The 21,766-nt window shown below is 67.9% G+C and carries 24 protein-coding genes; 11 read left to right on the forward strand and 13 right to left on the reverse strand.

Annotation, left to right across the window (positions count from 1 at the left end; all coding sequences use genetic code 11):
• Nucleotides 1–27: 27 nt before the first annotated feature.
• Nucleotides 28–1,893, reverse strand: a complete 1,866-nt coding sequence (locus G6N34_RS17500; protein ID WP_109788296.1) for a DUF4012 domain-containing protein — start codon at nucleotides 1,891–1,893, stop codon at nucleotides 28–30.
• 88 nt (nucleotides 1,894–1,981) lie between these two features.
• Entirely contained in the window at nucleotides 1,982–2,344 is a 363-nt protein-coding gene (locus G6N34_RS17505; protein ID WP_234812732.1) for a hypothetical protein, read from the reverse strand.
• Between the two features lie 717 nt (nucleotides 2,345–3,061).
• Here G6N34_RS17505 and G6N34_RS17510 point away from each other — a divergent pair.
• From G6N34_RS17510 to G6N34_RS17520, 3 genes are read left to right on the forward strand one after another with little or no spacing between them, the layout of a single operon-like run.
• Entirely contained in the window at nucleotides 3,062–4,687 is a 1,626-nt protein-coding gene (locus G6N34_RS17510; RefSeq protein ID WP_085149001.1) for an acyl-CoA carboxylase subunit beta, read from the forward strand.
• Between the two features lie 46 nt (nucleotides 4,688–4,733).
• Entirely contained in the window at nucleotides 4,734–5,012 is a 279-nt protein-coding gene (locus G6N34_RS17515; protein WP_085149004.1) for an acyl-CoA carboxylase epsilon subunit, read from the forward strand.
• On the forward strand, nucleotides 5,009–5,641 hold the full coding sequence (locus G6N34_RS17520; protein WP_085149007.1) for a Maf family protein: 633 nt from the start codon (nucleotides 5,009–5,011) through the stop codon (nucleotides 5,639–5,641). Before G6N34_RS17515 ends, G6N34_RS17520 begins: the two co-directional genes overlap by 4 nt.
• Nucleotides 5,642–5,646: 5 nt before the next feature.
• On the opposite strand, the gene G6N34_RS17525 is transcribed toward G6N34_RS17520, so the two are convergent.
• Complete coding sequence (locus G6N34_RS17525; protein WP_085149010.1) at nucleotides 5,647–6,609, reverse strand: endonuclease/exonuclease/phosphatase family protein; 963 nt, start codon at nucleotides 6,607–6,609, stop codon at nucleotides 5,647–5,649.
• An 83-nt stretch (nucleotides 6,610–6,692) separates the two neighbouring features.
• Here G6N34_RS17525 and G6N34_RS17530 point away from each other — a divergent pair, with 83 nt between their 5' ends.
• From G6N34_RS17530 to G6N34_RS17540, 3 genes are all read left to right on the forward strand, one after another.
• Complete coding sequence (locus G6N34_RS17530) at nucleotides 6,693–7,595, forward strand: sulfurtransferase (protein ID WP_085149013.1); 903 nt, start codon at nucleotides 6,693–6,695, stop codon at nucleotides 7,593–7,595.
• Nucleotides 7,592–8,008 (forward strand): SufE family protein, encoded by a 417-nt coding sequence (locus tag G6N34_RS17535; RefSeq protein ID WP_085149016.1) that lies wholly within the window; start codon nucleotides 7,592–7,594, stop codon nucleotides 8,006–8,008. The genes G6N34_RS17530 and G6N34_RS17535 overlap by 4 nt, the downstream gene beginning before the upstream one ends.
• Nucleotides 8,009–8,296: 288 nt before the next feature.
• Nucleotides 8,297–10,093, forward strand: coding sequence for an acetyl/propionyl/methylcrotonyl-CoA carboxylase subunit alpha (locus tag G6N34_RS17540; RefSeq protein ID WP_085149019.1), 1,797 nt, complete (start codon nucleotides 8,297–8,299; stop codon nucleotides 10,091–10,093).
• A gap of 55 nt (nucleotides 10,094–10,148) precedes the next feature.
• Here G6N34_RS17540 and G6N34_RS17545 read toward each other — a convergent pair whose 3' ends face one another.
• Complete coding sequence (locus G6N34_RS17545) at nucleotides 10,149–10,874, reverse strand: SDR family oxidoreductase (RefSeq protein WP_085149022.1); 726 nt, start codon at nucleotides 10,872–10,874, stop codon at nucleotides 10,149–10,151.
• A 76-nt stretch (nucleotides 10,875–10,950) separates the two neighbouring features.
• On the opposite strand from G6N34_RS17545, the gene G6N34_RS17550 reads away from it, so the two are divergent.
• Complete coding sequence (locus tag G6N34_RS17550; protein ID WP_085149025.1) at nucleotides 10,951–11,271, forward strand: hypothetical protein; 321 nt, start codon at nucleotides 10,951–10,953, stop codon at nucleotides 11,269–11,271.
• Nucleotides 11,272–11,276: 5 nt separating this feature from the next.
• Nucleotides 11,277–12,272, forward strand: a complete 996-nt coding sequence (locus G6N34_RS17555) for a malate dehydrogenase (RefSeq protein WP_085149028.1) — start codon at nucleotides 11,277–11,279, stop codon at nucleotides 12,270–12,272.
• On the opposite strand, the gene G6N34_RS17560 is transcribed toward G6N34_RS17555, so the two are convergent.
• The 5 genes from G6N34_RS17560 to G6N34_RS17580 form a co-directional block, all read right to left on the reverse strand.
• Nucleotides 12,273–12,806 (reverse strand): nucleotidyltransferase family protein, encoded by a 534-nt coding sequence (locus G6N34_RS17560; protein WP_264016595.1) that lies wholly within the window; start codon nucleotides 12,804–12,806, stop codon nucleotides 12,273–12,275.
• Nucleotides 12,803–13,528 carry a SigB/SigF/SigG family RNA polymerase sigma factor gene (locus G6N34_RS17565; RefSeq protein WP_276061467.1) on the reverse strand — a complete coding sequence of 242 codons (726 nt, stop codon included), beginning with the start codon at nucleotides 13,526–13,528 and terminating at the stop codon, nucleotides 12,803–12,805. The genes G6N34_RS17560 and G6N34_RS17565 overlap by 4 nt, the downstream gene beginning before the upstream one ends.
• 62 nt (nucleotides 13,529–13,590) lie before the next feature.
• Nucleotides 13,591–14,043: an ATP-binding protein gene (locus G6N34_RS17570; RefSeq protein WP_085149034.1), complete on the reverse strand. Its 453-nt coding sequence runs from the start codon at nucleotides 14,041–14,043 to the stop codon at nucleotides 13,591–13,593.
• A gap of 190 nt (nucleotides 14,044–14,233) precedes the next feature.
• On the reverse strand, nucleotides 14,234–14,623 hold the full coding sequence (locus G6N34_RS17575; protein ID WP_085149037.1) for a hypothetical protein: 390 nt from the start codon (nucleotides 14,621–14,623) through the stop codon (nucleotides 14,234–14,236).
• 74 nt (nucleotides 14,624–14,697) lie between these two features.
• On the reverse strand, nucleotides 14,698–15,321 hold the full coding sequence (locus G6N34_RS17580) for a TIGR03085 family metal-binding protein (protein ID WP_085149040.1): 624 nt from the start codon (nucleotides 15,319–15,321) through the stop codon (nucleotides 14,698–14,700).
• Nucleotides 15,322–15,356: 35 nt separating this feature from the next.
• Here G6N34_RS17580 and G6N34_RS17585 point away from each other — a divergent pair, with 35 nt between their 5' ends.
• Nucleotides 15,357–15,932, forward strand: a complete 576-nt coding sequence (locus G6N34_RS17585; RefSeq protein ID WP_085149043.1) for a restriction endonuclease — start codon at nucleotides 15,357–15,359, stop codon at nucleotides 15,930–15,932.
• Here the strand turns inward: G6N34_RS17585 and lat are convergent.
• Both lat and G6N34_RS17595 read right to left on the reverse strand, forming a co-directional pair.
• Nucleotides 15,924–17,294, reverse strand: a complete 1,371-nt coding sequence (lat, locus tag G6N34_RS17590) for an L-lysine 6-transaminase (protein ID WP_085149045.1) — start codon at nucleotides 17,292–17,294, stop codon at nucleotides 15,924–15,926. The genes G6N34_RS17585 and lat overlap by 9 nt on opposite strands.
• 51 nt (nucleotides 17,295–17,345) lie before the next feature.
• On the reverse strand, nucleotides 17,346–17,801 hold the full coding sequence (locus G6N34_RS17595) for an Lrp/AsnC family transcriptional regulator (RefSeq protein ID WP_085149048.1): 456 nt from the start codon (nucleotides 17,799–17,801) through the stop codon (nucleotides 17,346–17,348).
• A 30-nt stretch (nucleotides 17,802–17,831) separates the two neighbouring features.
• On the opposite strand from G6N34_RS17595, the gene hglS reads away from it, so the two are divergent.
• Nucleotides 17,832–19,067, forward strand: a complete 1,236-nt coding sequence (gene hglS, locus G6N34_RS17600) for a 2-oxoadipate dioxygenase/decarboxylase (protein ID WP_085149051.1) — start codon at nucleotides 17,832–17,834, stop codon at nucleotides 19,065–19,067.
• A complete protein-coding gene (amaB, locus tag G6N34_RS17605) occupies nucleotides 19,064–20,611 on the forward strand; it encodes an L-piperidine-6-carboxylate dehydrogenase (protein ID WP_085149054.1) in 1,548 nt (515 codons plus the stop codon). Before hglS ends, amaB begins: the two co-directional genes overlap by 4 nt.
• Before the next feature lie 90 nt (nucleotides 20,612–20,701).
• On the opposite strand, the gene G6N34_RS17610 is transcribed toward amaB, so the two are convergent.
• Nucleotides 20,702–21,037 carry a heme-binding protein gene (locus G6N34_RS17610; RefSeq protein WP_085149999.1) on the reverse strand — a complete coding sequence of 112 codons (336 nt, stop codon included), beginning with the start codon at nucleotides 21,035–21,037 and terminating at the stop codon, nucleotides 20,702–20,704.
• 22 nt (nucleotides 21,038–21,059) lie between these two features.
• Nucleotides 21,060–21,410 carry a hypothetical protein gene (locus G6N34_RS17615; RefSeq protein WP_085150001.1) on the reverse strand — a complete coding sequence of 117 codons (351 nt, stop codon included), beginning with the start codon at nucleotides 21,408–21,410 and terminating at the stop codon, nucleotides 21,060–21,062.
• Between the last annotated feature and the right edge of the window lie 356 nt (nucleotides 21,411–21,766).

Consider the following 21,766-nt stretch of genomic DNA (forward strand, 5'->3'; position numbering starts at 1 on the left):
CTACGTTTCCGACCGTCGGGATCCGAGTTATCGCGAACATTCTGGAACGGAAATTCTTGGGGAGACTTCATCAACCAGTGGTTGAACCGGTACTCGCGGCGATCCCGCTGCTGTCGGCTCGGACAGTCGGAACTGGAGTTCGCCTGACTGGTTCGGCGGAATCGCGACCTGGACTTCAAATCCGGGATGCCCACGCTCCGAGCTCGTGAGAACCGGCGTCCTGTCTCCGTTTGCCGTGGCGCCCACGAGTTCGGCACCCTGAGTCGCAAGCAGGCGCACAGAGGTCAGCATGGTCCCATTTGGGAGTGTGACAGGAATGTCCTGCCGAAGCCCCATGGATCCGGCGACGTACTCCGGAAGAGAGGGGTTCTCGCCCAGGGTATTCGTGAGACGCACGGTGACGGTGGACATCCTGGTGTCGCCCACACACTGATCGGCGACGTATTCGATATCGCGCGTCAGGTGGTAATCGAGCTTGTTGCCGGCCAGGTTGTTGACAATCACCTCGGCATACGGCGCGGCATCGTCCGGGACGATGTGGGCCAGCGGAGTCTTCTCCAGCAGCGTCTGATCCTCCGCGTCAGCACTCCAGACGGCGATACGACCCTCGCTGACTGCCCGCCCCAGCGCGTCAAGCAACTTCCGCGGAGACTCCACCGGCTTGGACATCTTCTTCACCACTTCGTTGGCGATGTCCTGCAGATAGCGCTTGCGTGCGGTCTGATCGTCGGGGAATCGCTGGTAGGCAGTCGATTCCGTCAGTTCCACGACATTGTCCTTGGTGATCTTCTCCCCGTCCGGCATGGTGATGGAGCCGACGGCGCCCAAGATGTAGCTCAGGGCAACGGGGTCGATCGCGACGACGCCGTCCACGGTCATACCGGTCTGCTGCTTCCACATCGACCGCCAGATCTGGGCGGCGTAGGGGAAGTGAGAACTCTGGTTGCTGTTGCGGAAGTCCGTCGTCGGGTTGGTGAACCCGTACTGCTCGTTGTATTCGGGACCGAGGTCGATGGGAGTGAACGGTTTGTCGAGTTCCGTGTTGGCGCCCAGGTCATCGACGGTGAACCTGCCGTCATTGAATCGCAGGACACCGAATCCACCGAGCAGTCCGCCTGTCCCGCGGGCCTCGGCATTGGTCTGAAATCCCATGAAGTAGGTGCGCGGCCCGTCGGCCCCCATCATCGAGGGCGCCAGTTGGGCGGCCAGAGCGGTGTTTTCGAGCATCTCAGCCACGTCTGACGTCTGGTCCTGCAGCGCCGCGCGTGCATCACCGACCGGCCCCAGGTACGCGGGCTCAGATATTGCTGCGGCGTCCATATCCAGTCGGGCCGCACTGTCGGCGATCGCACTCAGTGCGGGTTGCTTGGCGCGAAGGACTCCCACGTCCAGGCGTCCGTCTTGGAACAGGCTGTTCGGTGACATCACCGTTCCCACCTGCGCGGCGGGTTTCAGCACGTCAGCAGCCAAGTTCAGCACGACGTCAGAGATCTCCTGAGTCGTCTTGAGCGGACTGCCGAGCCATGGCACGGACGCGGCAACGTTCCACGGCAACGAGTGCGCAGCACTGCGCGCGGCCGAGGCTTGCGCATAGGTGCGCTCGGCGGCCTCCACAGCGGCGTCGGTGTCACCCTGCATCAGCGCTTCTTTCACCTGCTGTGCACCGCTGCGGGCGTGCTCGAGCGCGGATTTGGCCTCGACAGCGCGGATTCCCAGCCAGCAGACAAAACCGGTGGAGACCAGCACCGTCGCCAACGCGGCGATTCTCACCTCGCGGCGCTGCCACAATCCTGCGCCCTCGTCCGTGTCACGGACGGCGTCATCTGCTCCGTCCGCATCATGCCCGGACGGGCGTCGTGAAAAGATATGCACGAGAAGGCTTTCCAATTGCATCGGCTGCGCATGCCCCCAAGGAGCGCAGCGTTGGGCACGGTAGGGGCCCGCGTGAGCCCCTACCGTCGAGTTCCGCGAGGGATCGCCGCTAGCAGCCCCTGCCCACCGAGACTGTCACCGTCCCGTACGGGCCGACCTTCACGCCGGCGCCCAGGAAGCAGACCTGGAAGTTCCAGTTCGCGGTCCACTGCTTCCACGCGTCCTCAAGGAACCCGGGAATCAGTGCCAGCGGACGAAACTCCAGCAGCACAATGTGTTTCGGCGGAGTGGGATTCGCCTGGCCAACCCACCACCAGTTGAAATCCTGCGCGAAGCCCGCATCCAGAACCTGGGTCACGGGGGCCAGGGGGGCCGGCACCGCGACATCGGCTTGCGCGGCGACCGCTGGCGTGAACATCGCGGCTGCGGCAACCGCCGCCGCCCCTGCTCCCACCTGAAACTTCGTTGTCACAGAGGGCAGTTTTCCAGCAACTGCAGAAGACATTATTTTCACCCCTTTCTCGTTGGATGTTGTCAATCAGGTTTCCAGACACCATCCCGGCTGTCAACTCGAAACGCGCAGGTCAGAGGGCATTTTTGGTGGCGCAGAGATCGTCAGTTTCAGCAAATTCGGGGTCTCATGGGGACTTCGTCGCCAAGTTATCGAGTTTGCCGAGCTAACGATATTTGCCGTCTGCACGGCCACAGCCGGCCTCCGATGGGAGGTCAGGCGTTGCCGAAACTCCGTCGACTGAACGCACCACGGCGTAGAAACAGGCTGGAGGTGGGGAAAGTTCGCGGCGGCAGGAGATGCCGCACGTTTGCGAGATCACCACCCGAATGCACCGAATGTCCCGGAATGCCGCCTCCCCCAACGATGTCCGCGAATCCGCCCCAGGTTGTCCAGGTTCCCGCCTGTGCAGACCCAGCAAAGCGATGGGTGCCGCCCGCGCGGCCCCCTGACCGTCTGGCCATCGCTGCGCACCCTCCCAGACGTCCGACATCGGAAGACGCCGATCGACGGCCCCGCGCCCCGGCTCGGCGCCGCGCGGACACCTCGCGGGCCCCTGCGGACCCCCGGCGGGACGGCCACAGGACCCAGATGCGGCGGAGCCCGGGGCCGCATTTCTAAGGGAGCAATAAGGGCCAACCGCGACGCGCGATCACCGCCCCGATAGCATCAACGCCTATGACGAGCGTTACCGAGCCTGAAAACGACACGGTCGATATCCACACCACGGCGGGCAAGCTCGCCGAACTGCGCAAACGCGCCGAGCAGGCGCAGCACCCCGTGGGTGAAGCCGCAGTCGAGAAGGTGCACGCCAAGGGCAAGCTGACCGCGCGCGAGCGCGTGCTCGCGCTGCTCGACGAGGGCTCGTTCGTCGAACTCGACGCGCTGGCCAGGCATCGCAGCACCAACTTCGGGCTCGAGAAGAACCGCCCCGTCGGCGACGGCGTCGTGACCGGCTACGGCACGATCGACGGGCGCGACGTCTGCATCTTCAGCCAGGACGCCACGGTGTTCGGCGGCAGCCTCGGCGAGGTCTACGGCGAGAAGATCGTCAAGGTCCAGGAGCTGGCCATCAAGACGGGCCGCCCGCTGATCGGCATCAACGACGGCGCCGGCGCCCGCATCCAGGAGGGTGTGGTCTCGCTCGGCCTGTACAGCCGGATCTTCCACAACAACATCAAGGCCTCGGGCGTCATCCCGCAGATCTCGTTGATCATGGGTGCCGCGGCCGGTGGCCACGTCTACTCCCCCGCGCTCACCGACTTCGTCATCATGGTCGACCAGACCAGCCAGATGTTCATCACCGGCCCGGACGTCATCAAGACCGTGACCGGCGAGGACGTCACCATGGAGGACCTCGGTGGCGCACACACGCACATGTCCAAGTCGGGCACGGTGCACTACGTCGCCTCCGGCGAGCAGGACGCGCTGGACTACGTCCGCGACCTGCTGGGCTACCTGCCGCCCAACAACTACGCCGAGCCGCCGCGTTACCCGGCGCCTCCGCACCTCGGTGCCGTCGAGGACAACCTCACCGACGAGGACCTCGAGTTGGACACCCTGATCCCGGACTCGCCGAACCAGCCGTATGACATGCACGAGGTCATCGCTCGGATGCTCGACGACGACGAGTTCCTGGAGGTCCAGGCCGGCTACGCGCAGAACATCATCATCGGCTTCGGCCGGGTGGACGGTCGTCCGGTCGGCATCGTGGCCAATCAGCCCACGCAGTTCGCCGGCTGCCTCGACATCAACGCCTCGGAGAAGGCCGCGCGGTTCATCCGCACCTGCGACGCCTTCAACATCCCCATCCTGCTGCTGGTCGACGTTCCCGGCTTCCTGCCGGGCACCGATCAGGAGTACAACGGCATCATCCGCCGCGGCGCGAAGCTGCTCTACGCCTACGGTGAGGCCACGGTCCCGAAGATCACCGTCATCACCCGCAAGTCCTACGGCGGCGCGTACTGCGTCATGGGCTCGAAGGACATGGGCGCGGACGTCGTGGTGGCCTGGCCCACCGCGCAGATCGCGGTGATGGGCGCCTCGGGTGCCGTCGGCTTCGTGTACCGCCAGGAGTTGAAGAAGGCCGCGGCCGAGGGCGAGGACGTGGACGCACTGCGCCTTCAGCTGCAGCAGGACTACGAGGACACGCTGGTCAACCCGTATGTCGCGGCCGAGCGCGGATACGTCGACGCGGTCATCCCGCCGTCGCACACCCGCGGCTACGTCTCCACGGCGCTGCGCCTGCTGGAGCGCAAGATCGTCCAGACCCCGCCGAAGAAGCACGGCAACATCCCGCTGTGATGCGGAATGCTGCACCCTGACCGCTTGCGAGGCAAGGACTTTCACCATGGACCATGACGCCGACATCACCGAGGTCAGCGACGCCCGCGATCTGACGATCGACGATCCGACACCTCCGGTGCCCGAGCTCAGGATCCTCAAGGGCAACCCGACCGACGAGGAGGTGGCCGCACTGGCCACCGTGCTGGCGGCGGCCTCCGGCGGTCAGCACGAGCTCGGACCGCAGGAACTCAACCTCTGGGGCCACCCGGTGGACAAGCTGCGGTACGGGTTCACCAGTTGGCAGCGGCTCACGCTGATGGAACGGACGCACATGCGCCGATGACCCGGGTCGTCCTGGGTTCGGCCTCCAGCGGGCGACTGTCGGTGTTGCGCAACGCCGGCGTCGACCCGCTGGTCATCGTGTCCGGCGTCGACGAGGACGCCGTCATCGCGGCGCTCCCCGACGCCACTCCGGCCGCCGTGGTGGGCGCGCTCGCCGACGCCAAGGCCGACGAGGTGGTCACGCGACTGCCCGAGGAGGTCGCGGCGGACTGTGTCGTGATCGGCTGCGATTCGATGCTCCTGCTCGACGGCAGGCTGTGCGGCAAGCCCGGCACCGCAGAGGCCGCGCAGAGCCAGTGGCGCGCGATGGCGGGACGCTCGGGTGAACTCCTCACCGGGCACTGCCTGATCCGCATCGTCGACGGCCGCGTCCATTCGAGATACATCGAAACAGGCAGCACCACAGTGCATTTCGGCACGCCGAGCGAGGCCGACCTGGACGCCTACATCGATCACGGTGAGCCCCTGGGCGTGGCCGGCGGGTTCACCCTGGACGGCCTGGGCGGGTGGTTCGTCGATCGGATCGACGGCGACCCGGCCAACGTCATCGGGCTGAGCCTGCCTCTGCTGCGTCGCCTGCTGCACCAGACCGGACTGTCGCCGTCTGCGCTGTGGCGCGTGGGCGGATGACGCGCTCAGTTCCTCGGAACCTCCACCGTCACGGCCAGGGCCCGGTGGTCTGAGCCGGGAACCGCGACCACCTCCACTGAGGTCGCACGGCATCCACGAGTGAGAACGTGGTCGATTCCGGAGAACGCCGGAACCGGCAGGTGGGCCGGAAAGGTCAGCGCCACACCCGATCCCGCCTGCCTCGCGGCGTCTTCGTAGCCGTCGGCCAACAGCTGCCGAAAGTTCCACATGTCCACGGTGGCGTTGAAGTCCCCGGCGACGACGACACAGCGTCCGGCCGAGGTGTCGGCCAGTCTGCGCAGTTCGGTCCGAATCTGCTCCAGATCACCTTTCCACTCCCGCACCGGTTTGGTCACCGGGTTCGCGGTGTGCACGACGAACAGAAGCACCGGCGACTGTGCACCGGGCACCGTGACCTCCGAGGTCAACGCGGGCATCGTGAAGTTCGTCAGCAGCCTCGACTCGGCCAATGGCGCACGGGCCCACAGGCCGATGCCACTGGACAGCGGAGCGGGATGGGTCGTGGCTTCCGGGAACTCCGTGTCCATCCCCGCCGCCACCAGGTCGTCGCGCATCCGGCGGGTGAGTTCCTCCACCGCGACGACGTCCGCGCGGTCACGCACCGCTGCGACGAAGGCCTCGGCGTCGGCACCGCCGCGCCGCAGGTTGGCGGTCACCACCCTGACCGGCACGTTCCCGTCGTCCCCGGCCTCCCGACGGTCGGGGATGTACAGCGGGGCGTAGGACGCCACCAGGACGGCCACCAGCGCCCCGGACACCGTGGCCCACACCCACCGGCGCGCCACCAGGAACATCACCGCCGCGGGCACCGCGCAGGCCACCAGAATCGGCCAGAGAGCGCACAGAACGGCCGCTTCGACACTGCCCACCGGGACGAATCGAAACGGCGCCGCGACGGCCGCGATGAGCAGCAGGACCGCCCCAAGCACCGTCAGCAATGCACGCATACGTCCCGCCGTCTCGGAGAATCGGCCTCACCGTACCTGCGGCCCGCAACACGCGCAGACCACCCACCGGTAGGCTCATTCCCGTGCCTCTGCCTGCAGATCCCAGCCCTGACCTCAAGGGCTATGCCCATCCCGAACGCCTGGTGACCGCCGACTGGCTGTCGGCTCACCTGGGCAGCAAGGGCCTGGCCATCGTCGAGTCCGATGAAGACGTCCTGCTCTACGACGTCGGCCACATACCCGGTGCGGTCAAGATCGACTGGCACACCGACCTCAACGACCCGGCGGTGCGCGACTACATCACCGGTGAGCAGTTCGCGGCGCTGATGGACCGCAAGGGCATCAGCCGGGACGACACCGTGGTGATCTACGGCGATAAGAGCAACTGGTGGGCGGCCTACGCGCTGTGGGTGTTCACGCTCTTCGGCCACCCGGACGTGCGTCTGCTCAACGGCGGCCGTGATCTGTGGATCTCCGACGGCCGCGACACCACCCTCGACGTGCCGTCCAGGACGTCGACGGGCTACCCCGTCGTTGAGCGCAACGACGCTCCCATTCGCGCGTTCAAGGACGACGTGCTGGCCTCGCTCGGCCGCGAGATCCTCATCGACGTGCGGTCACCTCAGGAGTACACCGGCGAGCGCACGCACATGCCCGACTACCCCGAAGAGGGCGCGCTGCGCGGCGGGCACATCCCGTCCGCGATCTCGGTGCCGTGGGCCAAGGCCGCCGACGACCACGGCCGGTTCCGCTCCCGCGCCGAACTCGACGAGATCTACCGCTTCGCCACCGAGGGCGAACCCGGTCACCCCGTCACCGCGTACTGCCGCATCGGTGAGCGGTCAAGCCACACCTGGTTCGTACTGACGCACCTGCTGGGCCTGGACAACGTCCGCAACTACGACGGCTCGTGGACGGAATGGGGCAACACCGTGCGGGTGCCCATCGTGACCGGCGAGCAGCCAGGGCACGCACCGACGTCATGAGCATGCCCGCCGCCCTGGCCGAGGTGGTCTCCGACTTCGCCGAGGTCGATGGCCAGGACAAGCTGCAACTGCTGCTCGAGTTCGCCCAGGAACTGCCCGCGCTGCCCGCCGACCTCGAAGAGGCCGCCATGGAGCCGGTCCCCGAATGCCAGTCGCCCCTGTTCCTGCATGTCGACGCGAGCGATCCCGCGCACGTCAGGCTGTACTTCAGCGCGCCTCCCGAGGCGCCGACGACACGGGGCTTCGCGTCGATCCTGGCCACCGGACTCGACGGGCACTCGAAGGACGACATCCTGGCCGTGCCCGACGACTTCTACACCGATCTGGGCCTCGCGAAGTTGATCAGTCCGCTCCGGCTGCGGGGGATGTCGGCCATGCTGACCCGCATCAAACGCAGGCTGCGCGAGGCCTGAGTTCTCTCCCCGCCGACGGCGCGACACTCCGCGCCGGTGTGTTCTGCGCCACAGCTGAGTCGTCGGCGGCGTGCGTGGGAGCCCGGCGACGCCGGTGCTCAGGACCACGACGGCACGGAAATTTCGTCTTACCGGGGCCGTGCCGGGGGAACCTACTCGTCGGTAACCGGCACCGGCTCATCGGACACGATTCGCGGCGCATAAACTGCGCCAGATAGATTCTTAAAGACGTTTCTTAGACATGTGGGCGGCCAGGCCCGAATCAGTGAGTCAATGTAGGAGGCACAGGTGCCCAGTCACGCCAGTTCGACCATCACCAAGGTCCTGGTAGCCAACCGCGGCGAGATTGCCGTTCGCGTGATCCGCGCGGCCAAGGACGCCGGACTGCAGAGCGTGGCGGTGTACGCCGAACCCGACGCCGATGCCCCTCACGTCCGGTTGGCCGACGAGGCGTTCGCCCTCGGTGGCCAGACCTCGGCGGAGTCCTACCTGGTGTTCGAGAAGCTTCTCGACGCCGCCGAGAAGTCCGGCGCCAACGCGATCCACCCGGGCTACGGCTTCTTGAGCGAGAACGCCGACTTCGCCCAGGCCGTCATCGACGCCGGGCTGATCTGGATCGGCCCCAGCCCGCAGTCGATCCGCGACCTCGGCGACAAGGTGACCGCCCGCCACATCGCTGCGCGCGCGCAGGCCCCGCTGGTCCCGGGCACGCCTGACCCCGTCAAGGACGCCGACGAGGTCGTCGCGTTCGCCAAGGAGTACGGCGTGCCGGTCGCGATCAAGGCCGCGTTCGGCGGCGGCGGCCGCGGCATGAAGGTCGCCCGCACCATCGAGGAGATCCCCGAACTGTTCGAGTCGGCCACCCGCGAGGCCGTGGCGGCGTTCGGTCGCGGCGAGTGCTTCGTCGAGCGCTACCTCGACAAGCCGCGCCACGTCGAGGCCCAGGTGATCGCCGACACGCATGGCAACGTCGTCGTCGCCGGTACGCGCGACTGCTCGCTGCAGCGCCGCTTCCAGAAGCTGGTCGAGGAGGCCCCCGCGCCGTTCCTGACCGACGCGCAGCGCAAGGAGATCCACGAGTCCGCCAAGCGCATCTGCAAGGAGGCCGGCTACTACGGTGCCGGCACCGTGGAGTACCTGGTCGGCCAGGACGGCCTGATCAGCTTCCTCGAGGTCAACACCCGCCTGCAGGTGGAACACCCGGTCACCGAGGAGACCGCGGGCATTGACCTGGTGCGTCAGCAGTTCCGCATCGCCAACGGTGAGAAGCTGGACATCACCGAGGATCCCACCCCGCGCGGTCACTCGTTCGAGTTCCGCATCAACGGCGAGGACGCCGGCCGCGGCTTCCTTCCCGCCCCCGGCCCGGTCAACCGGTTCGATCCCCCGACCGGCCCCGGCGTGCGCTTGGACTCCGGCGTGGAGACCGGCTCGGTCATCGGCGGGCAGTTCGATTCGATGCTCGCCAAGCTGATCGTCACCGGCGCGACCCGCGAGGAGGCGCTGGAGCGCTCCCGGCGCGCCCTGGCGGAATTCCACATCGAAGGCCTCGCCACGGTCATCCCGTTCCACCGCGCCGTGGTCAGCGATCCGGCGTTCATCGGTGACGACAACGGCTTCACGGTCCACACCCGGTGGATCGAGACCGAGTGGGACAACACCATCGAGCCGTTCACCGGCGGCGGCGCGGTCGACGCCGAAGAGGCCGAGCCGCGGCAGAAGGTCGTCGTCGAGGTCGGCGGCCGTCGCCTCGAGGTCTCACTGCCCGGCGATCTGGCGATTGGCAACGGCGGCTCGCCCGCACACGGTGCGATCCGCAAGAAGCCCAAGGCCCGCAAGCGTGGCGCCCATGGCGGTGCTGCCGCCTCCGGCGACGCCGTGACCGCCCCGATGCAGGGCACCGTGGTCAAGGTGGCCGTCGAAGAGGGACAGACCGTGGCCGCGGGTGACCTCGTCGTGGTGCTGGAGGCCATGAAGATGGAGAACCCGGTGACCGCGCACAAGGACGGCACCATCACGGGGCTGTCGGCCGAGGCCGGCGCCGCGATCACGCAGGGCACTGTGCTCTGCGAGATCAAGGACTAGCAGCACCGCTCCAGACTGTGACTGAGCCGCCCAGGTGAATTCCTGGGCGGCTCAGTCATTGGAACGGGGTGGTGGCGAGCACGGCGCCGTCACCGGTGACCAGGCTGGTCTGCTGCAGTGTGGTGCCGAAGTACCGCGCTGTGGAGTCGACGGCGACGGGCGTCTCCGCGTGCTGTCGCGCCAGCACGACCCTGGCCAGATCCGCGAAGCTCACCTTGTCCGGTCCCCCGATGTTGACGACGCCGTTGCGGGGCGGGCCCACCGCGGCCCGGGCCACCGCGGCGGCCACCTCGGCCGCGGCGATCGGCTGGATCAGGGCATCCGGCGTCCGAACCTCACCGTTGATCGTCATCTCCGCGACGATCGCCTCGGCGAACTCCTGGAACTGCGTAGCCCGCACGATCGTGTACGGCAGGCCCGAACCGGTGATGATGCGCTCCTGTGCCACCTTGGCGCGCATGTAGCCACTGTCCGGCAGGTCCTCGGCCCCCACGATGGACAGCGCGACGTAGTGCCCGACGCCCTGCTCAGACGCCGTGGCCGTCAGGTGGTTCGAGGACGTCGTGAAGAAGTCCAGCACCGCGTCATCGGCGAAGGACGGCGAATTGGTGACGTCGACGAGCGCGTCGGCGCCGGCCAGCGCGTCGGCCAGACCCGCCCCGGTGAGCACGTCGACACCGGTGTTTCGGGCCGCGGCGACGACCTCGTGGCCGTCGTCCTTCAGGATGTCGACGACCTGGCCGCCGATGAGGCCACTGGCCCCCAGCACCGCGATCTTCATACCGCTCCCCCTCACCACTGTGAAACCCCCCGCCCAGCGACGATACGACTCGAACCTGCGTGAGACGCTGTTGCCCATGGATCCCGTCGAGATCAATGCCGGCGCTTGGTATCTGCGAGCACTGCGCGCCGACGAACGCATGGACGACCGCCCAGCCCTGGCCGAGATCGGCATCGCGGACCCGGACTACGTCGCACAATCCGATCGACGCTGGTCGGACGACTCGCGGTACACCTGGGCCGTGTGCGAGCCGACGACCGGAGAGATGCTCGCCGAGGTGGCACTCGACGTCACCACCGGCGCCATCGCCCTTCGGGCGCGCCCAGGACATGAGGACGTCGCCGACACCGCGACACAGGCCGTGGGGCGGTTCGCCGGTGCGCTCGGCATAGGCTGACCGCTATGCCGCAACGACCGCACATCGTCACTGTCACGGGGGCCGCCGGTCAGATCGGCTACGCGGCGCTGTTCCGGATCGCTGCGGGCGCCATGCTGGGCCGTGACACTCCAGTGGTGCTGCGCCTGCTCGAACTGCCGTCGGTGGTGCGGGCCGCAGAGGGGGTCGTGATGGAACTCGACGACGGCGCCTTCCCGCTGCTGGCCGGGACCGAGATCCACGACGATCCGCGTAAGGCCTTCGACGGGGTCGACGTCGCCCTGCTGATCGGCGCCAAACCACGCAGCAAGGGCATGGAACGGGCCGACCTGCTCAGCGCCAACGCACGGATCTTCGCCTCCGCGGGGGACGCGCTCAACGCCGGCGCCGGATCCGACGTGCGCGTGCTCGTGGTGGGCAACCCGGCCAACACCAACGCCCTGGTCGCGGCCGCGCACGCACCCGACATCCCGGCGCAGCGATTCACCGCGCTGACCCGCCTGGACCACAACCGGGCCGTGGCCGCCCTGGCCCGGCACACCGGCGAACCTGTCACCGAGATCTCGCGGATGATCATCTGGGGCAACCACTCCCCCACGCAGTACCCGGACCTGTTTCACGCCATCGTCGCGGGCCGCTCGGGCGCCGATTATGCGGCCGACACCCATTGGCTCACAGACGAGTTCATCCCCACGGTGGCTCGGCGCGGCACCGCGATCATCGAGGCCCGTGGGGCCAGTTCGGCGGCGTCGGCGGCCAACGGCGCGATCGACCACGTCGACGACTGGGTGCACGGTACGCCGGATGACGACTGGACATCAGTCGCACTGCCCTCACCTGGCGCCTACGGCGTCGACGAGGGTCTGGTGTGCTCGTTTCCGTGCCGGTCGGTCAACGGGCAATGGGAGATCGTGGAAGGCCTTGACATCAACGCGTTCTCGCGTGCCCGGATCGACGCGTCGGTCGCCGAACTGCGCTCCGAACGCGACGCAGTGGCCGCGCTGGGTCTGCTGCCGAGCTGACTATCGCTCGTCGATGTCCTGCCCCGAGGCCAGATCCGCGCATTCGACTTCGACGACATCGCCGCGCGCCCTGAGGAAGTCGCGGGCGCCGTGGTCACCATGCAGGCTCTCCCGGGCCGCGGGCCAGTGCCGGCACGCGATCGCCACGGGATGCCCTGGGCGCCCGTCGAATACGGCGCGCGCCACCCCGGACTCACCCTGCCCGGCCTGCAGAACCCGGGCGACGACGTCGGCGCCGACGTCGGGGGTGTCCACGACATGCAGCACCGCGACGTCGGCCCCCTCGGCAGCGAGCAGCCCGGCCCGCACCGAGGCGCTCATCCCGTCCGCCCAGTCGGCCGCGGTGACGGCGCGCGCGGGGGGCGGGACATCCACGTCGGCGGCGCCCAGCACCACGATAACGTCGTCGCAGCCACCGCGAGCCAGCGCATTCACGGCACGCTTGAGCCAATCACCTTCTTCGGCAACCACTTTCGGCATGCCATAGCGCTTACCGGCGCCCGCCGCCAGCAGCACGCCGGCGACCCGACTCACTCCAACTGCTCGCGGAGCCGAGCCAACGCACGGGCCAGCAGTCGGGAGACGTGCATCTGGGAGACGCCGACCCGCTCAGCGATCTGGGTCTGGGTCATGGACTCGAAGAAACGCAGCACCACGACCGTGCGCTCACGTTCCGGCAGGGATTCCAACAAGGGCCGCAGCGCTTCTCGGTTCTCGATCTGATCGAGCGCCAGATCGACGTCACCGAGGCTGTCCGCGATCGCCGGGGCGTCCTCATCGCCTCCGCCACCACCACTGTCGATGGAAAGGGTGTTGTAGGAACTGCCGGCGACCAGACCCTCGACCACCTCGTCGCGGTCCATCTCCAGTTCCGCGGCGAGTTCGCTGGCGGTCGGAGCGCGCCCGAGTCGCTGCGACAGTTCTGCGGTGGCGCTGCCGAGTCGCAGGTGAAGCTCCTTGAGCCGCCGCGGAACCTTCACCGACCAGCTGTTGTCCCGGAAGTGGCGCCGAACCTCGCCCATGATCGTCGGCACCGCGAACGACACGAAGTCTGATCCGGTGTCGACATCGAACCGGATCACGGCGTTCACCAGACCGACTCGGGCGACCTGCACCAGGTCGTCGCGTGGTTCGCCGCGGCCGTCGAACCGCCGGGCGATGTGATCGGCCAGAGGCAGGCAGCGTTCGACGATGCTGTCGCGCTGACGTTGAAACTGCGCGGAATCGGCCTTCAGCTTCGCCAACTCCCGGAACATGTCGGGCACATCGGCATATTCAGAAGTCGATCGTGAAGACGACCCGCGGGACGCGGCTGGGCTCACCTGCCCGGGCTCACTCTTCTCGTGGTCAACGCGATGCCGAACACCTGCTCGGCCCCATTGATCGATCTGCCGTCGGTGAAGGTGCGCACGTCGTCTGTCAGCGACGTCAGCACATGCCAGCTGAAGCTTCCCGGGGTGAGGATGTCCTCGACGTTGAGCGTCGCGGTGGACACCTCCACCACCACCTCGGTCGGCCGTGGGTCGATGACCAGCACCAGAGTCGCACCCGGCCCCGCCGACCTGATGAGTCGCGTACACGCCTCGTCGACGGCCAACCGGAGATCGGCCACGGCGTCGAGGTCGAGATCCTCAAACGTGCCCATCGCGCCGATCACGGTGCGCACGGCGGCGAGGTTCTCCAACTGCGCGGCGACCCGCACTTCGATGGCGCTCTCGCTGCGAGCGGACCCGGTGTCGATGCGCGCCTCTGCGCCTTCGGCATTCGTCATGTGTGGCCTCCCGGCGGTGTCGGGTTGAGGCTACCTGAGGCACTGGACCCGCTAGCCATGCCTGTGACCTCGGGTTTCGAATGAATCCGAGTCGGTGCTCAATGCGCTTTTCATCGTCGCATCACATACCCCGGATGCATGGGTGGCCAAACCGCCGAATTCCGCGGTCTCGCTCACATCCCGAGCGCACTCAGCTCACGAGACCGGGGCCGGCGATCGGCGGAAAACCCATCGTCAATGTCAGCAGCATGACCATCATGAGGAACCACCCCGCGCCCTGCCAGCCCCACCACGTGCCCTCGGCACGCCAGACCAGGTAGGTGCGCACGAACGCCCACACCGCCGAACCGAACAGGATGGCCGGGGCGAGCAGGCCGAGAAGGGTCCGCTGCGTGGCTCCACAGGCGACGGTGTCGACGTCGGCGGCCGGACCGTTGCACGTGCTGGCCCACAGCGCCGCGATGATCAGCAGTGCAACACCCGCAATGGACGCGACGACGGCGAACCTGATGGCGGATCGGACCTCATGGTCTTCCCTGCCCAGGTTGTCGCTGCGCCAACTCTGCTCTGTCCCGCGCATAGATCCCATTGTCCTCGCCTTTTCTCAGGTGTTGGCGGATTCCCGAGCAGGCATGCGGATAAACGTCGTCGCCGTCACAGCCCCCGCTTGGCGGTGCGCACGGACTCCACCGCACCTGCCTCGCCGTCGAACTCCACGCGGGCTTCGTCCCTGCCGAACAGCCAGATCAGCAGCTCACCCGGGGCGCCAGTGACGGTGACCTCAGGACCCGAACCCACCTTGGCCAGCGTGTCGCCGTCGCAGCAGCGCAGCGTCAGCCGAGCCGGCACCTTCGACAGGGCCAGCCGGGACAGCCTGGGCACCTGACGTCGCAGCGCCGACTCCGTCGCGGTGTCGAGTTCCCGGGGCTCCCAACCCGACTGCGCGCGCCGGACGTCTTCATGATGGACGAACATCTCGACGACGTTGACCACCGAATCCAGAAGCTTGAACGGGGAGAACAGGGGCGGCCCGGACGCCACCTGGTCCACGAGCCGGTCCCAGCCCGTCGTGGTCGCGATGCGGTCCTGAACCTTGGCGGTGTACCCCGCAAAGGGGGCCAACGCGATGCCGGGCGCGGCGTCGAGGCGGTGTTCTCGCAGCACCAGGTGCGCCGTGAGATCGCGCGCCGTCCATCCTGTGCAGAGCGTGGGCGCATCAGGTCCCACCGCCTTGAGCGTTTCGACGAGCAGGGCACGTTCGGACTGGGCCACCGTCATGACTCCATGCAACCACAGCCCGCCGAGGTGAACGGATGTCGGAGGTGACGCCTACGATCCGGTGCGTGTTGCGGGTCAAGGTGTATGCGGCGTTGGCCGTTGCCGCGGGCCTGGCCGCCCTTCTCACCGGAGCCCCACCGTGGGTCGCTCTCGTTGTGGCGGTCGCGGTCCCGTTGGTCGCGCTGGCTCTGCCCCGGTTCATCCGCGGGGCGGTGGCGGGTCTGCGGACACCGAGCCCGCGGGAACGGCCTGCGGAGTCGATGTCGGGCCTGGAGTTCGAGGACTACGTGGCGCGGGTCGCCCGGGGCTGCGGTGTGCCCGTCATCATGACGCCGCTGTCCGGCGACTGGGGTGTCGATCTGATCGTCGGCCGGCGCCCCAATCGGGTTGCGATTCAATGCAAACGACAGTCGCGGCCCGTCGGGCCGGGGGCCGTGCAGGAGGTGGTGGCCGGCGCCCCGATGCAGGACTGCATGAGCACCATGGTGGTGTCGAACCAGCCGTTCACCCCGGCCGCGCAGAAGTTGGCCGAACTGCATGGCTGCACCCTCGTGGGCGGCCCGGATCTGCCGTACCTGCACCACACGATCCGCAGGCTCACCTCAGGCTGACCGCGCGGTCGCCCCCAGCTCCTCCAGCACCGCACGCACCGCGGCGACGGCCTGATCGATCTCGGTGCGCGAGACCGTCAGCGCGGGCCGGAACCGCACGCTGTCGACGCCGCTGGCCAGCATCAGCACCCCACGGGCGGCCAATCCGCGGATGATGTCGTCGCGCAGGCCCGCACTCGGCAGGCTGAAGGCGCACATCAGTCCGCGTCCGCGGACGTCGAGCACCAGGCCCGGCATGTCGGCGGCCAACTCATCGAGGCGCCGCAGCAGGTGGCGGCCCCGCTTCGCCGCGTGCACGAAAAGGTCGTCGGCCTCAATGGTTTCGAGAATGCGACGGCTGCGCACCATGTCCACCAGGTTGCCGCCCCAGGTGGAGTTGATCCGGGAGCTCACGTGGAAGACGTTGTCGGCGACCTCGTCGACGCGGCCACCGGCCATCACACCGCACACCTGGGTCTTCTTGCCGAACGCCACCACGTCGGGTTGCACACCCAACTGCTGGTACGCCCACGCGGTGCCCGTCAGCCCGCATCCGGTCTGCACCTCGTCGAAGACCAGCAGCGCATCGAACTCGTCACACAGGGCGCGCATCGCGGCGAAGAACTGGGGCCGGAAGTGCCGATCGCCGCCCTCCCCCTGGATGGGTTCGGCGATGAAGCACGCGATGTCATGCGGGTGGGCCTCGAAGGCGGCGCGGGCCTCGAGCACCGACTGCGCCTCCAGCGAATCCATGTCGGCGCCGGGACGCAGGTACGGCGCGTCGATGCGCGGCCAGTCGAACTTCGGGAAGCGGGCGACCTTGTTCGGATCGGTGTTGGTCAGCGACAGCGTGTAACCGCTGCGGCCGTGGAAGGCGCCCCGCAGGTGTAACACCTTGGTGCCCAACGCCGAATCGATGCCGCGTGCCTCGTTGTGCCGGCTCTTCCAGTCGAAGGCGACCTTCAGCGCGTTCTCGACCGCGAGCGCCCCGCCGTCGACGAAGAACAGGTGCGGCAGTGCCGGATCGCCGAGTACGCGCGCGAACGTCTCGACGAAGCGGGCCATGGGCACGCTGTAGACGTCGGAGTTGCTGGGCTTGTTGACGGCCGCGGCGGCGAGTTCGGCGCGGAACTCGGGGTCCTCGGCGAGTGCGGGATGGTTCATGCCCAGCGCCGAGGACGCGAAGAACGTGAACATGTCCAGGTGCCTGCGCCCGGTTCGGGCGTCGACCAGCCAGGATCCGTGGGATCGCTCGAGGTCCAGGACGAGGTCCATGCCGTCGGCCAGGATGTGCCGGGCGAGCACGGTGTGCACGTCAGTGGGGCGCACGTCTTCAGAACGCAGGTCGGCGGCGATGTCGGCGGTCGCAAGCACATCGGTCATGCGGCGATGTTATCGGATATTTTTCTTCTCAGCGCTCAGTAGCAGGAGAAATTACGGTACGAATCGCCTATCGCTGTAGAAATTCTGTAGGATGATCGTGCTCCGCGTCTTGACGTTGGCCGCGGTGCGGATCCGCTGCAGGAGCCCCTCCAGCGCCCGCGCCGACTCGACATGGACGAGCAGCACGTAACTGTCCTCACCGGCCACGGAGTGGCACGACTCGATCTCATGGAGGTGTTCCAGCCGTGCCGGCGCATCATCGGGTTCAGACGGGTCCAGCGGCGTGATCGCGACGAAGGCCGACAACTGCTGCCCCACCGTCTCGGGCGCGACGCGCGCGGCGTACCCCGAGATCACGCCGCGGGCCTCCAGCCTGCGCACCCGCGACTGCACGGCTGACACCGACAGGCCCGCGGTCGACGCGAGATGCGCCAACGTCGCACGTCCATCGGTCACCAGTTCACGAAGCAGAATCCGGTCGATGTCATCGAGCTCATCGGCGACCATGGGCGGAGACTATCGCAGGAGCCCGCAGACATGAACGCCTCGCAGCACATCCCCTGCTGGCGGCTCCGAGCCATGTTCGCCGCGGCGCTGTCGCACATGTACGGCGCCGAGGTGCCCGCCTACACCACGCTGGTGCAGGTCAGCGCTGAGGTCAACGCCGACCATGTCGCCAGCCACCCGAACGACGAACGGCTGGGATCGCTGGAACGCGTCACCGCCGAGCGGCACGGCGCCATCAGGGTGGGGACGCCGCACGAGCTGGCACAGGTCGCGGGCCTGTTCTCCGCCTTCGGCATGTACCCCGTCGGCTATTACGACCTGCGCACCGCCGCCTCACCGGTGCCCGTGGTCTCGACGGCATTCCGGCCCACAGAATCAGACGAGTTGGCCCGCAACCCTTTCCGAGTGTTCACCTCGATGCTCGCGACCGCCGACGCCAGGTTCTTCGACGCCGACCTGCGCACCCGCGTGGAACGTTTTCTCGGCAGCCGGGCGCTGTTCGACCCGGAACTGATCACCGCAGCCCGAGCCATCGCAGCCGACGGGGGTTGCGCTCGTGAGGTCGCGGAGGGGTTCGTGGCCCGCGCCGTCGCGGCATTCGCGCTGTCCCGCGAACCGATCGACCGGACCTGGTACGACGAACTGTCGCAGGTCTCGGCCGTCGCCGCCGACATCGCGGGCGTGACCACGACGCACATCAACCACCTCACACCGCGGGTGTTGGACATCGATGAGTTGTACCGCCGGATGAGCGGTCGCGGAATCACCATGATCGACAGCATCCAAGGCCCGCCGCGCGTGCACGGACCTGCTGTCCTGTTGCGCCAGACGTCGTTTCGCGCGCTGGCCGAACCGCGCCTGTTCGCCGACGAACACGGCCACGTGAGCGAGGGCAGCCTGCGGGTCCGGTTCGGCGAAGTCGAGGCGCGCGGTGTGGCGCTGACGCGCAAGGGTCGCGAACTCTATGACCGAGCGGTGGCCGCACCCGACCCGGGCGTGGTGTGGCACCAGCACTTCCCCGCCACCGACGCGGAGTTCGCCGAGCAGGGACTGGCGTACTACCGCGGCGGGAATCCCACCGAACCCGTTGTCTATGAGGACTTCCTGCCGGCCTCAGCAGCCGGGATCTTCCGCTCAAACCTCGACGCCGACGCCCACGTCGGCCACGCCTCCGACAACTCCGAGTACAGCCCGGACTGGCTGTCCGGGGCCGTCGGCACTGACCTCCTTGACCCTTACGACCTCTACCAGAAAGCGGCATCATGACCACCATGGAGTCCACGTCGATCACCGTCCCCCGCGTCGAAGACCTGCGTGAGCGTGCCAAGGCCGCTCTGCGTACCGTCGGCGCCGAACTCACACTCGGAGTGCCGGGCGCGGGCGGCATCCAGGCCAGCACGCCCCTCACGGGCGAGGTGCTGTTCTCGCTGACCGAGGCCAGCGCTGAGGACACCGACGCCGCGATCGCCGAGGCGGCCGGGGCGTTCACGTCGTGGCGCACCACGCCCGCGCCCGTGCGGGGCGCGCTGGTGGCCCGCCTGGGCGAACTGCTGACCGAGCACAAGGACGATCTGGCGCAGTTGGTGACCATCGAGGCAGGCAAGATCACGTCCGAGGCGCTCGGTGAAGTGCAGGAGATGATCGACATCTGCGAGTTCGCCGTCGGCCTGTCCCGGCAGTTGTACGGCAAGACCATCGCCTCCGAACGTCCCGGTCACCGCCTCATGGAGACCTGGCATCCGCTCGGCGTGGTCGGCGTCATCACGGCCTTCAACTTCCCGGTCGCGGTGTGGGCGTGGAACACCGCTGTCGCGCTGGTCTGCGGGGACACCGTGGTGTGGAAGCCGTCCGAACTGACCCCGCTGACGGCCGTCGCGTGCCAGGCCTTGATGTCGCGGGCCGCGCGCGATGTGGGCGCCCCAGTCGAGGTGAGCCGTCTGCTCCTCGGCGGCCGCGAGGTGGGCGAGACCCTGGTGGACGACCCGCGGGTCGCGCTGCTGAGCGCGACCGGGTCGGTGCGCATGGGACGCGAGGTCGGGCCGCGGGTCGCGCAGCGCTTCGGGCGGGTGCTGCTGGAGTTGGGCGGTAACAATGCCGCGATCGTCACGCCGTCGGCCGACCTGGACCTGGCGGTCCGCGGCATCGTGTTCTCCGCGGCCGGCACCGCGGGGCAGCGCTGCACGACGCTGCGCCGGTTGATCGCGCACCGATCGGTGGTCGATGAGTTGGTCGAGCGGATCGTCGGGGCCTATCGCAGCCTGCCGGTGGGCGATCCGTCGGCCCAGGGCACGCTGGTGGGCCCGTTGATCCACGAGACGGCCTACCGCGACATGGTGGGCGCGCTCGAGCAGGCCGCCGCCGACGGCGGCGAGGTGTTCGGCGGGCACCGGCACGGCACCGAAGGGGACGCCTACTACGTCTCCCCCGCGGTGGTCCGCATGCCTTCGCAGACGGCCATCGTGCACAACGAGACGTTCGCACCCATCCTCTACGTGCTGACCTACGACACTCTCGATGAGGCCATCGCATTGAACAATGCTGTGCCGCAGGGGCTCTCGTCGGCAATCTTCACGACTGACATCCGCGAAGCGGAGCGTTTCATGGCGGCCGACGGTTCCGACTGCGGCATCGCCAATGTCAACATCGGCACCTCGGGCGCCGAGATCGGCGGCGCGTTCGGCGGCGAGAAGGAGACCGGCGGCGGCCGCGAGTCCGGATCGGACTCGTGGAAGGCCTATATGCGGCGCGCCACCAACACCGTCAACTACTCGTCGGAACTGCCGTTGGCGCAGGGCGTGCGGTTCAGCTAGCCCGTGCCCGCGAAATTGCCGTCAGGGCTGTGACCCCGCTGTGCTCACGACCCTGCCGGCAGCCACCCGGGGTCGGGGTGCTGGCGATTTTCACTCCGGCATGGGGACGTCACAGCGCGCACGGAAGTCCTTGGCGGGCTGGCGGATGCCGCGCAGCTCGTCACCGACCTGCGGGTTTGCGTCCAGGTACGCCTGGACCTGATCCCTGCGCTCCTCCTTCGGGGTGTTCTTGAGTCCCGTGAAGAACGTGTTGACGTCGGGGTGCGTGAAGAGATACTCCGACGTCGAGGCCGTCACACCCGACATGACGCCGGCGAGGTCGGCGGCCGTGCAGTTGGGCGGATCCGCCAACGCGACAGGTGCGCTCCCCAAGGCGATCGCGCCCGCGATGGCCACCGTGCCACACGCTCTACCGAAGACTGTCATCTCCACTCCTTCACCACACCGGTCATCTGCGACCGCCGCCTGGTCGGCCGCCGCCACCCGGTCTGCCGGGCAGATCATTGTTGGGCCCAGACGGACCGATCCCTCCGCCGCCTCCATTGTTGTCCCCTGGATCAAGCGCGACGCCGAACGTCCAACCGTCTTCGTCGCAGTACCAGTCGAGGTCGCACGGATAGGGCACCACCGGCCCAGAACCCGGGCCCTGCCCGGTGTCCGCCCCGCGAGCATCACCCTGTGAGCACAGCATGGTCCCCGCGGAACTCACACAGTCTGCTGAGGCCTCGGGCACGGCGGACACAACGACCGACATCCCCACCACGAACACCGGCAACGACACCATCACTGCCACTCGCATCGGCAATGCACCCCCGAACAAGCACCGAAATTTACGGCCTGAACATAAGTCAGCCCATCGCCCGCGGTCATCCCCCACAACGGGGGACGACCGGCGCCGCTAGTTGTGACCGTAGAGAACGTCACCGACCCCCGTCCCGTAGTCGGTGTCGCAGAACCAATCCACGTGGCACGGATATGGCGTGAACGAACCCCTGTCGGTGACTGGAACCGGCTGCGTTCCGGTTGGCCGACCCACCGGGGCCGAGGGATTCGCTGACCCGTCGTCGGTGCAGATGATCGTCCCGCGTGAGGCGATGCATTCCGCCGAAGCCCCTGGCGCGACGAACAGTCCTGCCGCCGCCACAGCAACACCCA

It is taken from the genome of Mycolicibacterium confluentis (genome assembly GCF_010729895.1).
In the GTDB taxonomy this organism is placed as follows: domain Bacteria; phylum Actinomycetota; class Actinomycetes; order Mycobacteriales; family Mycobacteriaceae; genus Mycobacterium; species Mycobacterium confluentis.